The following is a 13,323-nucleotide window of genomic DNA, read 5'->3' as shown; positions in this document are numbered from 1 at the left end:
ATCTTCTGGCTTATATAGGTCAGAAGATTTGTATTAATGTGTTAGTAACTCAAGGTGTGAAACAAATTTTTCAACTCCGCCATATTGATTGGTGATCCATTTCAAGGCAGATTGGTTGACCGTTAATCCTTCTTTACTGAAGGAATAATCCATAGCTGATACAGCTTCGTTGCCCAGATAAATAGCAGATAATATTTTTATTTCTTTTTCTGAAAACAGAGATGAAGAATCTTTTCTCAATAAAGGAGTAGCTTTATCCTGTCCTCTTAATAAATACTTTGGATCTTTTAAAGGGATTATTTGAAAACTTTGGTGAAGAAACTGTGGATGCCACAGCGGAATTATGAAGTTTTCTTTGTTCAGTATTTTCTGTTCCACTATTCTGTAAAAATCATCAGGATGATTGCTTGTAAAGTGGAATCCATTATGCTGTAATTCATATTTTTCTATGATTTCCACTGAAAAGCGGCTAATACCTGCACCCATACCAATTCCATTGATTTCCTTTTGTATAAAACCACATGTTTCCGGATTTTTCAGATCATGTATAGATTCTATTCCTTTTTCCGCTAAATAATCAGGAATGCCCCAAATGCAGTAGGGTTCATAGATAGGGTTTAGCTGCAATACCTCATTACTGTAGGGCTGAAGATAAACCTCATGGCTCCCCGGAAGCCAGGCACTAATCAGCAGATCTACTTTTCCCTCTTTCTGGAGTTCAAACATTTTTTCATGAGGTGCACTTTGTATAGTTACTTCATAACCCCAAAATTCAAGAATATGTTGGAAGACTCCCGCAGCTACTTTATGAAAAGACAAGTCTATGGATCCTAAATTGATATTTTTTCTCATGATTCCAGTTCAGCAATTATATAAATTAAGACAGGAGCATTCAGCGGAGCCTGGTAAATACCCACGGCAGATCTTGTGTGATATCCTTTATCTCCAAAAATTTCATTAATAAGATCTGAAGCTCCATTCAATACATCAGAGTGATTTATAAAGCCCTCGGCCGCTTGAATATGGCCATCTATCCTGATAATTCTTTTTATTTTATCCAAATCTCCTGCAGCCTCTTTAAGCTGGATGATTGCGTTAAGAGCACAGATTCTCGCACAATCATAAGCTTCTTCCATACTTATATCCAGTCCTATCTTTCCTTCATAGGCAAGTGTTCCATATTGCCCGCCTTTCCATGGAAGCTGTCCCGAAGTATACACAATATTCTGCGAAACTACCCAGGAAGCATAATTTCCTACTCCTTTGAGGGATAATGGCAGGGTAATTCCCTTCCTTTTTATATGATCTTCAATATTGCCCATACCTTATTTTTTAAATTCAACAGTTAAAAATATAAGAGTGGTTTCTCCAATATTTTCAAGATTATGAATAAAATGATTTTCTTCATTCAGATCATCAAAATAGACCGTATCCCCACACTCATATTGATTTTCAGCTACACTGCCGTCATTATACCACGAGCGGGCAGTTCCGGGAGAAAGAGCAGACCAGAAATAACGGTTCTTATGGATATGAAAAGGAAGACTATCTCCCGGGCTGAGGTGAATGCTCCATACCGTAAATTCATCATTTTCCAATACGATACGATCTCCCAAATTGAAATTCTGTGCTCCACTCTCTAAAGCTCTTTTCTCTTTTTCCTCCCAAAAATCCCAGTTTCCAGCGGGATTGATTATTGTTGACTTTTCCATTGTAGAAAATTGAATTATTAAAGAGTAAATATAATAATGATGTGATGCTAAAGGATTTAAACGTGATAGATGCTATCTAAATCGAAAATTTTACAGAACAGAATTATGTATAATAGTATTCTTTAAGCAGCAGATTTAAAAGTGAACTTTACCCCGAAACTACTGATGAAACCTGAAAAAAGTCTTTTTCTTCCAAAAAAATAATATATTTACCGAAAAATTAATTGAACCCATTATCAAATAAAGGTTTACATATACTTCTGACTCTGGAAACGGAATCAGAAGATTTGTTATTAGACAGTAAAGGTTTCCTTGCATTTACAGAACATATTCTGGAAACCAAAGAAGTGGAAATTGTTGGGATTACCAATCATATTTTTGAAAATCAGAGTTTTACTTCTGCAGTATGCCTTAAGGAATCACATCTTTGCATTCATACCTGGCCAGAGTTTAAACAGCTTACTTTTGATGTTTTTCTTTGTAATTATACTCAGGATAATACCGCAAAAGTTGAGCAGATTGCAGATGAGGTGGTTCAATATTTTAAAGCTAATACCATTCAAAAACACAAAATTTACAGATAGAACATGCATTATGTCTGCCCTGCGTGCAATTCGGAAAATAAACTAGACCTTACATTTCCCGTTAAAGAATATGTTTGCAAAATCTGCTCTCATCTCGTTGACGTAACTACAAACGATCATACCAGACCTCTGAAGGTTCCTACGGAAAACGTTGTTCTGGAAATCGGGCAAAAAGGAATAATTGAAGGGATAGAATATACCGTTACCGCAATTATTGTCAGAAAATACGGATCAAATATCTTCTGGCGTGAATATTACCTTAAAGACAGTAAAGGAGAAGACGTTTTCCTGAGCGAAAGTGACGGACACTGGGTTTTCCTGGTTCCAATGCATCCTGATGATTTTAAAAGTAAAAGTTCAAAATTATCAACGTACGCGGGCCGAACTTATCGCTGGTACGAAAATTCCCAATGCAGTATTCATGCGGCAGCAGGTTTCTTTGACGAAAAACTGGATTTTAGTATTGCCACCTACAAAGAATACGTCAACGGAACCCGTATGATCTCTCAGGAGAAAACCGGAAAAAGAACCCAGTATTTCTATGGAACCCATATTCCAAAATATAAAGTTAAAAAAGCTTTTAACATAGCGAATATGCCATATTATACAGGAATAGGCATTGTTCAGCCTTATTATGTAAATATCAGAGACGCTGTAAATATCTTCTGTGTGGCAGCATTGCTGATATGTCTTCTTCAGTTGTATGTGTATATCACAAGAACTAACGAGACCGTTTTTGAGCAATCTATCAGCTTTACAGATGTGAAAGACAAAGAAATGATCAGTAAAAGCTTTACTCTTTCTGGAGGATCTGCTCCATTGAAGGTGAATGTATTCTCAGAAGTGGATAATTCCTGGGCTAACGTGCAGCTGAGCCTTGTGAATGAAAATACAAACGAAATTGTTTACACATCAAAAGACATTGAGCAGTATCATGGTTACGAAGATGGAGAAAGCTGGTCGGAAGGAAGTCAGTCTGAAGAATTCAATCTTTGCGGAGTTGGTTCAGGAAAATATCATTTCCTTATCTCTGCAGAAAAAGAAGGAGGTTTGCCTGCCTTTTCAGGTCTTCAGTCACCCGATTCAAAAGTAATGATCTCCAGAGACAGATCAGGGATTCTGGATGTTAATGATGTTTATAAAGCCCAGACTACAACTTTCGAAGATGGAAAAGCGCTGGAAAAAGATACATCAGAAATAGGGAGACTGGTAAAAGCATCCTTTGGAACATCAAAAATAGACTCTCTTATCAATACTGAAGGGCTAAGACTTACTACAGATATTATTTCAGGAAACAATGATGTTAAGATCAAAGCAACTTGGCTGCCTGTTTCATTCTGGAACTTCGGTTTTATTCTGTTTATAATGATCATTCTTTTTGTGGTAATGCTTATCGGAAGACATTACTTTAATGTAAATAAATGGAAGAATAGTTCCAACTCACCTTATTCCGTATCATAATGACAAATATTGTAGACTATATAAGACAAAACTGGATGCTCTGCCTGCTTGGAGGATTTTTCCTGACATGGTTTGTATATCTTACTTACCAGGGAAATCAGGTTTGCGATTGTGCAAAAACAGAAACTTACAGAGACGGAACAACCAGAAGCCACTCCAGAGGAGGAGTTGGATATTACAGATACTATCACAAATAAAAATATAAAACTATGGACAACATCAATTTAATACCAATATTCAATTCCGTTCTTTATTCATTCTTGGGAATTGCTATTTTACTGATATGCTATTTCATTATCGAAAAGCTTACTCCGGAAAAAACATGGCATGAGATCGCCCAGAATAAAAATATAGCGCTGGCTATTGTTTTTGGAGCGTTTATCATCGGAATTTCAATGATTATAAGCGCTGCAATTCATGGATAAGAAGAGGATTCCTCTTGAGCTGCTTTTATTGTTTTCAGTATTTGTCATTGCGACATGCGGATTGATTTATGAGTTGGTGGCCGGAGCTTTGGCAAGTTATCTTTTGGGAGATTCCGTAAAGCAGTTTTCTTTCATTATCGGGGTATATCTCTTTTCAATGGGGGTAGGTTCCTATTTCGCGAAATTCATCAAAGGAAATCTTATAGATAAATTTATTGAGATTGAAATTCTGGTAGGAATCGTTGGCGGAATCAGTTCCGTGGTATTGTTTGTCCTGTTCAATACACTTGCCCATTTTGAAAGCGTTTTATACCTCTTTGTCTTTTTCACAGGATGCCTTGTAGGAGTGGAAATTCCACTTCTGATGAATATTTTAAAAGACCGGGTGCAGTTTAAAGACCTCGTGTCAAATGTTTTTGCCTTTGATTATATCGGAGCGTTGCTGGCATCAATCCTCTTTCCTTTAGTTCTCATTCCGAAACTGGGAATTGTAAAAACACCTTTGTTTTTTGGATTGATCAATATCTCCATTGCTATATTCTTATGCTTTTATTTAAAGCGGGAATTGTCTAAACCTCATTCATTAAAAGCGAAATCAATTGCTGCTTTTGTTCTGTTAATAGGGCTTTTCATCTTTTCAGACAGAATTCTGTCATACTCTGAAGAAAAATTATACGGAGAGAATGTTGTTTTCACCAAGAGCTCCCCTTATCAAAGAATTGTTTTAACCCGAAACAGCCACGAATTCCGTTTATATTTAAATAATAATTTACAGTTTTCCTCCACAGATGAATACCGTTATCACGAAGCTTTGGTACATCCGGCGATGTCTATGGCAAAAAATGTTGATAATATACTGATCCTGGGAGGAGGTGACGGCTTTGCAGTACGGGAAGTATTAAAATATAAAGATGTTAAAAAAATAACCCTTGTAGATCTTGACGGTGAGATGACACAGTTCTTTAAAACTAACGAGACTATGCGCGGATTGAACCAAAATTCATTTTCAGACCCAAAAGTGGAAGTGATTAATAAAGATGCCTACATTTGGGTAAAAGACTGTAAAAAGAAATATGATGTGATTATCATCGATTTTCCTGATCCGTCCAATTACAGCCTGGGGAAATTATATTCACTGCAGTTTTATAAAGAGCTGGAAAAGCTGACAACCTTAGATACTAAAATTGTAGTTCAGACTACATCACCTTATTTTGCACCGAAATCTTTCTGGTGTATAGAGAAAACCATCAACCAGATCTTTCCTTTCACCGCGGCATATCATACCTATGTTCCTTCTTTCGGGGAATGGGGGTTTTCGATGGCTTCATTTGAGCCTATCAACAACAGAATCTACAGAAAACTTCCCAACCTGAAATTCTATGATTATAATTTTTCACAAATGTCTTACTTTAATAAGGATATGAAAGTGAAAGAAGTAGAAGTTAACCGTCTGGATAACCAGATATTAGTTCGTTATTTTGATGAAGAGTGGGGGAAAGTACAGTAGAAAGAGATTTCTTACAACTATATTTTTAGGTAGCCTGATGCTTCCTTTTCTTCAGTATTGTGAAAAGAAAGTAAAATCTTTGCTGCTTAAGATCACAGGAACCAATCATGTACTGGGACATCAATTATGGGCCAAGGATTTTCCACAATTTTCAGAAGTTATCCACACTCAATATCTAGTGGTAGGAGGCGGTATTTCCGGACTTTCGGCATGTCGGTTCTTTCATATGAATAATGAACAGGATTATCTTCTTCTGGAAATGGAGAATCATTTAGGTGGAAATTCCTCAAATGGTCAGAATAAATTTTCAAAGTTTCCGTTGGGAGCCCATTATTTACCATTACCCAATAAAGAAAATACTGAGATCATCGACTTCCTGAAAGAATGTGGAATCTGCTTAGGGCATGAAGAAAATGGAGAGCCGATTCTTGATGAATATCAGATGACTTTTCCACAACAGGAAAGGTTGTTTTTTAAAAACTCATGGCAGAATGATATTGTTCCGCAAAAGGGAATTTCTGACAAAACTCAAAAAGAGCTTAACCGTTTTTTCAGATTAATGGATAGTTTCCGCCAGAAAAAGGACAGAGAAGGAAAATATTGGTTTGCTATTCCCGTACATGATTCCAGCAACGAGGAAGATGCAATACAGCTGGAAAAAATTAATTTCAAAGATTGGCTGAAGGAAAACAACTTTCAGGCGGAAGAATTATTATGGCTTCTGGATTACTCCTGCCGCGATGATTTTGGATTAGGAATAGATTATGTTTCAGCCTGGGCAGGGATTCATTATTTTGCAGGGAGAAAAAATAACTGGAGTAAGAAATATAAAGAACAGGTGTTTACGTGGCCGGAAGGAAATGCAAGGCTGGCAAAGCACTTTTCAAAATATACAAAAGAGAAGCACTTATCCGGACATTTGGTATTCGATGTGAAAATCAATGACAAAGTTGAGGTTTTAAGTTTTGATAATACCCAAAAGAAAACAAAGAAGATCATTGCTGAAAAGGTTCTTTTTGCATCTCCTCAGTTTGTAAACGAAAGAATATTGAATCATAAAAAGGCTGCATCCTTCAATTACGTTCCATGGCTGTTGACAACTATTACGCTGAAAAACGAATTTGGAGGCGATGAAGAACTGGCGTGGGACAATGTGATCTACGGGACTTCCGGATTAGGATATATTTATGATCAACATCAGAATATCAACCAGATCATGGGCGAAAAGGTGATTACACACTATAAAAGCTTTTCTACAGGTGATTGCAGAAAAGCAAGGAAAAAGCTGTATGCAATGAAAGAAGATGAACTTAAAAATTTAGTTTTGGAAGATTTGAAAAAGGCCCATCCTTTAATTGAAGATCTTATTCTGGAAATGCAGTTTCATAAAATAGGGCATGCCATGATTGCACCGGTTCCCAACCAGATTTTCGGAGAAGCTGCAAAAATTGCAAAACAACCTATTGACGGTAAAGTTTTCTTTGCCCATTCTGATCTTTCAGGAATATCTATTTTTGAAGAAGCCTTTTATCAGGGTATGAGAACAGCAGAACAGATGTTATGAAGCAACCTTGGATACATAATGCAAAAACAGACTGGTGGTTTATTTTATCACCACCTTTTCTTGTATTGTTGATCATCTTTCTTTTTCAGAAACAGATTCAGGGGCTTGAGAATCACTATTCGTTTTATACCTGGCTGTTCCTCATTGTTTTTGTAGATGTGGCACATGTGTATTCCACCTTGTTTAAAACATATTTTGTAAAAGGTGAAATACAGAAGAGGAGACTCTTGTATATAGGAATTCCGGTTATTAGCTGGGGATTGGGAATTATTTTATTCCAGTTCGGAAGTTTGGTATTCTGGTCTGTGCTTGCCTTGGTTGCCGTATTTCATTTCATCCGTCAGCAGTATGGTTTTATGAGGATTTATGCCCGGTTTGAACCCAATAACTGGAGTAAAAAAGTAGATGAGGTCGCCATTTATGCAGCTACAGTTTACCCAATGTTGTACTGGTTCAAAACACCGCGTGCTTTTACCTGGTTTGTCAATAATGAATTTGACTGGCTTCAAAATCTTCCGGATTACAAGAGCTTCATTACAATAGTATACTTTTCAATATTAGCTGCCTGGGTTGGGAAAACCATTTTTGAAGCATTGAAATTCCAAAATCTGAATATTCCTAAAACCGCACTTATAATCGGGACTTATCTTTCCTGGTATTTCGGAATTGTATACTTTAATAACGACCTTCTTTTTACTTTTCTGAATGTTGTTTCTCACGGAGTCCCTTACATTGCTCTAATCTATATCCGGGAAATCAGACAAAAAGAGAACCATCAGCTGAACTGGATGCTGGCCTTCAAATCAGCATCAGGAATATTTTTATTTATAGGGATTATCTTATGTTTTGCTTTTCTGGAAGAATTTCTATGGGAAACTCTGGTATGGAACGAGCATTTCACATTAGATTTTACCGTTTCTGAAACTTTAGTCCAGTTTCTGGTTCCATTATTGGTGGTTCCGCAGCTTACTCATTATCTTCTGGATGGCTTTATTTGGAGAAAACCGAAAAAAGTTAGCTAAATTTGTCTCGAATGTAAAAATCTAAAAATGAGACAATACTTTTTATCGATAGCAATTTTCCTGGGAATATGGGTGAGTTCACAGCAAAAAACATTCTGTAATCCCATTAATATCGATTATGGTTATACCCCCTTTGAAGTCTTTTCAAAACAAGGGAAACACCGCGCTACAGCCGATCCGGTGATTGTTAACTTTAAAAATAAGCTTTTTCTTTTTTCTACCAATCAGGAAGGATACTGGTACAGTGATGATATGCTGGACTGGAAATTTGTAAAAAGAAAATTCCTCAGAGATAACAAATATATTCATGATCTTAATGCTCCGGCTGTCTGGGCAATGAAAGATACCCTTTATGTTTACGGTTCTACCTGGGAACAGGACTTTCCGATCTGGAAAAGCACCAATCCTACGAAAGATGACTGGAAAATTGCCGTTGATACATTGAAAGTAGGGGCATGGGATCCCGCATTCCATTATGATGAAGATAAAAACAAACTCTATCTGTATTGGGGATCCAGCAATGAATGGCCGCTGTTAGGAACAGAAGTTAAAGTTAAAAATCTACAATCCGAAGGTTTTGTTAAACCGATTATTAAATTAAAACCGGAAGACCATGGATGGGAGAGATTCGGGGAATATAATGACAATGTTTTTCTTCAGCCTTTTGTTGAAGGTGCGTGGATGACTAAGCATAATGGAAAATATTATATGCAGTATGGTGCTCCGGCTACAGAATTCAGCGGGTATTCAGATGGTGTATATGTGAGTAAAAGTCCTTTGGAAGGCTTCGAATATCAACAGCATAATCCATTTTCTTATAAACCGGGAGGGTTTGCCAGAGGAGCAGGGCACGGTGCCACTTTTGAAGACAATTATAAAAACTGGTGGCATGTATCAACTATTTTTATTTCCACCAAGAATAATTTTGAAAGAAGACTCGGAATCTGGCCGGCCGGCTTTGATAAAGATGATGTGATGTACTGCAATACGGCTTATGGTGATTATCCTACTTACCTTCCTCAATATGCACAGGGAAAAGATTTTACAAAAGGCCTTTTTGCCGGATGGATGCTGTTGAATTATAATAAACCGGTTCAGGTCTCTTCTACTTTAGGCGGATATCAGCCTAATTATGCGGTGGATGAGGATATCAAAACTTATTGGAGTGCAAAGTCGGGAAATTCAGGAGAGTGGTTCCAGACAGATCTTGGTGAGGTTTCAACCATTAATGCAATTCAGATCAATTACGCTGATCAGGATGCCGAATTCATGGGGAAAACATTGGGAAAGATGCATCAATACAAAATCTATGGTTCCAACGATGGAAAGAAATGGAGTGTGATTATTGATAAAAGTAAAAATACAAAAGATGTTCCTCATGATTATGTTGAACTTGAAAAGCCAGCTCAAGCCAGATTCCTGAAAATGGAAAACCTGAAAATGCCTACCGGAAAATTTGCACTAAGCGGATTCCGGGTATTTGGCAAAGGTGCGGGCGAAAAGCCTGCAAAAGTAGACGGTTTTGTTCCTCTGAGAGCCGATCCTAAAAAATATGGAGAAAGAAGAAGTATCTGGATGAAATGGCAGCAGAATCCCAATGCAGACGGCTACGTAATCTATTGGGGGAAATCTCCGGATAAAATGTACGGAAGTATTATGGTGTATGGAAAAAATGAATATTTCTTTACAGGAGCAGACAGAACGGATGCTTACTATTTTCAGATCGAAGCTTTCAATGCCAATGGTGTTTCCGAAAGAACTGCAGTTGCAAAATCTGAGTAGATTCAATCTGAAAAATAATAGAATAACACGTTTTGAAGAATCAGAACGTGTTATTTTTTGTCAATTTTTTTAAGAAAAGCTTCAATTTTATCAATAAGAAATTCTTTCTGAGGTTCTTTATCCCAATCCAGATGCCCTCCGGTAAATTCGTAAGATTCATGATTGATACTATTCTTATCTAAAACAGAATCCAGGATCTTTTTTTGAGTTAAAGGAATCACATAGTCTTTTTTACCATAATATGAGAGAGTAGGAGGTGAAGATTTTGAGATCCAATGTACAGGGCTTGCAAAATTAACGGCTGAGGTTCCTTGTGGGAGAATCTTTGGATCAACCAAATGCTGTTCGGTAAATGCATAATCATCATAGGTTTTAAAACCCGAATCTGAAAGATCAGCAGGACCAACAATATTGATAACCGCCTTTATTTTTTTATCCGGATCAAATTTATAGGCATATAGCATAGATAAATGCCCTCCGGCACTATTCCCTAACAAAATCACCCGTGGATTATAGCCTAATTTATTTTTTAATAGTTCCGTTACTTTTTTAATATCATCTGTTTGATTGGGAATAGCATATTGTGTTTGTGATGCCAGTCTGTAATTGATATTAGCGAAAATATAATCAGGAAATTTTTGCATCATTGACAGCGTGAATAATGTCAGTTGTGATTTATTTCCGCCACGCCAGCCCCCACCATGAATCATTATGAAAACCTCCTTTTCCCTATTTTTTTTATTATGAGGAATATAAAGGTCCATCACTTGTTCAGGATTATTTCCATAATGGATATTTTCTTCTTTATCATATAAGATATTATCACCAAGCGTTATTTTTTTCTCTTTACAACTTGTTAGTAAGAGAAACAGAGGGAGTGAAATAAAGAGTATAGCTGCAATTTTTTTCATAGGCATTAAAGATAAAAAACCCGCTGAAAAGATCAACGGGCTAGTTAAAATAATTGAATATGAAGAAAGATAACTTCCTATTTTGTTCTGCTCTTGATGGCATCAGATGCCCCTTCAATGTCTCTTACTTTTTTCACTTTCTGATTTCCGAAATTGTAAGTAAGACTCACCGTTAAGCTTCTGTTGTAACGGTTTTGATGGATATAATTATAATTTCCATTGTCCTGGTAATCTTCAATTTTGACAATATTGGTATTTAAAATATCATTTACATTAACCGCAAATGTCCATTCATTCCAGGTTTTCTTTAAGCTAAGATCCAAACTCATTAAGCTTTTTAAAGACCCAAGTTCAATCTGTTGTTTATCTACAAAGAAGTAGTTGACTCCCAGAAACCATGTTTTCTTTTTATCAAGACGAATAGTGTTGTTAGTCTGAATCAGAAGGCTGGTAGAATTCATTTTATTGGTGTATGAAATAAATTCTCCTTTTTGATTTTGGAATCGGTCTCCCGTAGTAGGATCCGTATCCAGACTTCCATTGTTAATATTATGCTGAACTCCGATATTGAAGTTGGTGGTCCAATATTGTTTAAAGAATGATTTCTGAATACCTACCATCGCAGACATTTCCTGCTTATTTCCAAAATTCGTTCTGATGTATCTCAGCACAGGATTAGCACCTACAACCCCTCCAGGAGATACCGGATATCCCTGTAACGGTACCTGGGTAATAACATCCTGAAAATAGGAGTGATTCAGAATCAGGAAGTAGGAATTTTTGTACATGTAGGTAAGCTCCTGGTTGTATGTGGAAGAAGCCTTTACAAAAGGATTGTTTTGAGTATAATTATCATCTGTCAGAATATTTTTCACCGGGTTGATTTCCCAGAAGCTCGGTCTTCTCATTCTGCTCGAGAATGAATATGAAAGATTGTTCTTCTCGTTGATGGCATAATTGAAACTTAAATAAGGAAGAAAATTATTATAATTTCTTTCAATTCTTTTAAGTGCATCAGTAGGCGCATTGTCTGAAGTTCCCAAGCTGTTGGTGATCTCGTATCTTGCCCCGATTTTTCCTGAGATTTTATCCGAGAATTTTTTCTCCGCAGTCAGATAAAAACCATAGATATTTTCATCATAAATAAAATGATTAGGTTTTGGCTCTGACGGCTTTGCGGGTTCAAAGAAATTTGTTGTGTTTTTAGAATCGTTGTCTGTTTTGGTTTTATTGTAATTTCCTCCTATTGAAATGGTCAGATCATTTTTGAACTTCTGAATATAGTCCACCATTCCTGAAAAATTATTAATGACCTGAGGAAGATCCTGGATCACCTGTGTTGTTCTTGTTCCTATGCCCATATTAGCATCAGATTGAAAGGTTTGGTTATCCGTAAGCTGAAATCTTCTATAGTTCAGATAAGCAGCATTTACATTAAGCTTACTTCCTAATGAATCTGTCTTTAGTTCATAGTTTAGATTCAGGGAGTTATTATAAGATCTTGCATCCTCCTTATTTTTAGACCAGGTATATTTTGTATCATTACCGTTTTTAATCGTATTAAAAAGATTAACCGTTGAATTATAGCTTTTATTAGCCCATGTATTCCAGGATAGAGCAAGATTGCTTTTGTCATTCAGCTGATAGTCAATATTCAGATAACCGCCAATATATTTGTTGGGATCATCAATGTTTCCTGTAGATTCGTTAGAAGTTGTAGCCGTACCATTTCTTAAAGTATATGTTTGTGGCTCAATTTCTTCACCTCCATTCAGGTTGGCGCTGATACCAAGCTTCCCTTTTCTGTAATTGGCAGAGAAGCTGGCCTGGTTTGCGTTATATTTATTTTGTGTGTTAGACATTCTCATGTTTCCGTTGAGACCATCGCTCATTTTTTTCTTTAGAACGATGTTAATGATCCCATCCGATGATTCCACCTGATATTCACTTCCGGGAACCGTAATTACTTCTATTTTCTGGATATTTTCTGCCGGAGTGTTCTTCAGAAACTGAATCAGAGATTCAGAATCCATATTGGTCTTTCTTCCGTTAATATAGATCAGGGCATTATTTTTTCCTGCAATTTTCAACGTTTTATCATCGGTAGATGACAACAGCGGAGTCTGTTTCAGAAGATCAAACGTTGTATTTCCTTTCGCAACAGGAGATGCCGCAACATCATATACAAAACGATCGCTTTGTTTTTTAAAAACCTGTTTGGTAATAGTAACACCTTCTATATTTTTTGTTTTTGCCGTGTCAGATTTTTTTTCCTGAGCAAAGACGCAGGTGCCGAAGATAATTGCGATTGACAAAAGTGTACGTTTCATGATGGTCTATTTAAGAGTGATTGAT

13 protein-coding genes are annotated in these 13,323 nt (G+C 36.6%); 8 read left to right on the top strand and 5 right to left on the bottom strand.

The window, feature by feature from the left end:
* Positions 1 to 33: 33 nt before the first annotated feature.
* From F3J23_RS07860 to F3J23_RS07850, 3 genes are read right to left on the bottom strand one after another with little or no spacing between them, the layout of a single operon-like run.
* Entirely contained in the window at positions 34 to 852 is an 819-nt protein-coding gene (locus F3J23_RS07860) for a glycine betaine ABC transporter substrate-binding protein (RefSeq protein ID WP_167026741.1), read from the bottom strand.
* Positions 849 to 1,322: a RidA family protein gene (locus F3J23_RS07855; protein WP_167026738.1), complete on the bottom strand. Its 474-nt coding sequence runs from the start codon at positions 1,320 to 1,322 to the stop codon at positions 849 to 851. Before F3J23_RS07855 ends, F3J23_RS07860 begins: the two co-directional genes overlap by 4 nt.
* A 3-nt stretch (positions 1,323 to 1,325) precedes the next feature.
* Positions 1,326 to 1,712 (bottom strand): cupin domain-containing protein, encoded by a 387-nt coding sequence (locus tag F3J23_RS07850; protein WP_167026735.1) that lies wholly within the window; start codon positions 1,710 to 1,712, stop codon positions 1,326 to 1,328.
* A gap of 224 nt (positions 1,713 to 1,936) precedes the next feature.
* Here F3J23_RS07850 and F3J23_RS07845 point away from each other — a divergent pair, with 224 nt between their 5' ends.
* The 8 genes from F3J23_RS07845 to F3J23_RS07810 are packed head-to-tail and all read left to right on the top strand — an operon-like array spanning position 1,937 to position 10,057.
* Positions 1,937 to 2,296: an S-adenosylmethionine decarboxylase family protein gene (locus tag F3J23_RS07845; RefSeq protein WP_167026732.1), complete on the top strand. Its 360-nt coding sequence runs from the start codon at positions 1,937 to 1,939 to the stop codon at positions 2,294 to 2,296.
* 3 nt (positions 2,297 to 2,299) lie between these two features.
* Entirely contained in the window at positions 2,300 to 3,757 is a 1,458-nt protein-coding gene (locus F3J23_RS07840) for a DUF4178 domain-containing protein (RefSeq protein WP_167026729.1), read from the top strand.
* A complete protein-coding gene (locus tag F3J23_RS07835; protein ID WP_194303844.1) occupies positions 3,757 to 3,954 on the top strand; it encodes a hypothetical protein in 198 nt (65 codons plus the stop codon). The genes F3J23_RS07840 and F3J23_RS07835 overlap by 1 nt, the downstream gene beginning before the upstream one ends.
* A gap of 12 nt (positions 3,955 to 3,966) precedes the next feature.
* On the top strand, positions 3,967 to 4,182 hold the full coding sequence (locus F3J23_RS07830; RefSeq protein WP_065396003.1) for a DUF350 domain-containing protein: 216 nt from the start codon (positions 3,967 to 3,969) through the stop codon (positions 4,180 to 4,182).
* Positions 4,175 to 5,689, top strand: a complete 1,515-nt coding sequence (locus F3J23_RS07825) for a polyamine aminopropyltransferase (protein ID WP_167026726.1) — start codon at positions 4,175 to 4,177, stop codon at positions 5,687 to 5,689. The genes F3J23_RS07830 and F3J23_RS07825 overlap by 8 nt, the downstream gene beginning before the upstream one ends.
* Before the next feature lie 37 nt (positions 5,690 to 5,726).
* Entirely contained in the window at positions 5,727 to 7,253 is a 1,527-nt protein-coding gene (locus F3J23_RS07820) for an NAD(P)/FAD-dependent oxidoreductase (protein WP_228455294.1), read from the top strand.
* Positions 7,250 to 8,275 carry a hypothetical protein gene (locus tag F3J23_RS07815; RefSeq protein WP_167026723.1) on the top strand — a complete coding sequence of 342 codons (1,026 nt, stop codon included), beginning with the start codon at positions 7,250 to 7,252 and terminating at the stop codon, positions 8,273 to 8,275. Before F3J23_RS07820 ends, F3J23_RS07815 begins: the two co-directional genes overlap by 4 nt.
* 27 nt (positions 8,276 to 8,302) lie before the next feature.
* On the top strand, positions 8,303 to 10,057 hold the full coding sequence (locus F3J23_RS07810; RefSeq protein ID WP_167026720.1) for a discoidin domain-containing protein: 1,755 nt from the start codon (positions 8,303 to 8,305) through the stop codon (positions 10,055 to 10,057).
* 50 nt (positions 10,058 to 10,107) lie between these two features.
* On the opposite strand, the gene F3J23_RS07805 is transcribed toward F3J23_RS07810, so the two are convergent.
* Positions 10,108 to 10,968 carry an alpha/beta hydrolase gene (locus F3J23_RS07805; protein ID WP_167026717.1) on the bottom strand — a complete coding sequence of 287 codons (861 nt, stop codon included), beginning with the start codon at positions 10,966 to 10,968 and terminating at the stop codon, positions 10,108 to 10,110.
* Between the two features lie 77 nt (positions 10,969 to 11,045).
* The gene (locus F3J23_RS07800) at positions 11,046 to 13,298 is read right to left on the bottom strand and encodes a TonB-dependent receptor domain-containing protein (protein ID WP_167026714.1); all 2,253 of its coding nucleotides are present in this window, start codon (positions 13,296 to 13,298) and stop codon (positions 11,046 to 11,048) included.
* Between the last annotated feature and the right edge of the window lie 25 nt (positions 13,299 to 13,323).

The sequence above is a fragment of the Chryseobacterium sp. Tr-659 genome (genome assembly GCF_011752975.1).
Classification (GTDB): domain Bacteria; phylum Bacteroidota; class Bacteroidia; order Flavobacteriales; family Weeksellaceae; genus Chryseobacterium.
This window is presented reverse-complemented; position numbering and strand designations above follow the sequence as displayed.

Excerpts from the sequence above, each read along its gene's own strand:
- F3J23_RS07860 (WP_167026741.1), bottom strand. The coding sequence starts at position 852 with ATGAGAAAAAATATCAATTTAGGATCCATAGACTTGTCTTTTCATAAA.
- F3J23_RS07855 (WP_167026738.1), bottom strand. The coding sequence starts at position 1,322 with ATGGGCAATATTGAAGATCATATAAAAAGGAAGGGAATTACCCTGCCA.
- F3J23_RS07850 (WP_167026735.1), bottom strand. The coding sequence starts at position 1,712 with ATGGAAAAGTCAACAATAATCAATCCCGCTGGAAACTGGGATTTTTGG.
- F3J23_RS07840 (WP_167026729.1), top strand. The coding sequence starts at position 2,300 with ATGCATTATGTCTGCCCTGCGTGCAATTCGGAAAATAAACTAGACCTT.
- F3J23_RS07835 (WP_194303844.1), top strand. The coding sequence starts at position 3,757 with ATGACAAATATTGTAGACTATATAAGACAAAACTGGATGCTCTGCCTG.
- F3J23_RS07830 (WP_065396003.1), top strand. The coding sequence starts at position 3,967 with ATGGACAACATCAATTTAATACCAATATTCAATTCCGTTCTTTATTCA.
- F3J23_RS07825 (WP_167026726.1), top strand. The coding sequence starts at position 4,175 with ATGGATAAGAAGAGGATTCCTCTTGAGCTGCTTTTATTGTTTTCAGTA.
- F3J23_RS07820 (WP_228455294.1), top strand. The coding sequence starts at position 5,727 with ATGCTTCCTTTTCTTCAGTATTGTGAAAAGAAAGTAAAATCTTTGCTG.
- F3J23_RS07815 (WP_167026723.1), top strand. The coding sequence starts at position 7,250 with ATGAAGCAACCTTGGATACATAATGCAAAAACAGACTGGTGGTTTATT.
- F3J23_RS07810 (WP_167026720.1), top strand. The coding sequence starts at position 8,303 with ATGAGACAATACTTTTTATCGATAGCAATTTTCCTGGGAATATGGGTG.
- F3J23_RS07805 (WP_167026717.1), bottom strand. The coding sequence starts at position 10,968 with ATGAAAAAAATTGCAGCTATACTCTTTATTTCACTCCCTCTGTTTCTC.
- F3J23_RS07800 (WP_167026714.1), bottom strand. The coding sequence starts at position 13,298 with ATGAAACGTACACTTTTGTCAATCGCAATTATCTTCGGCACCTGCGTC.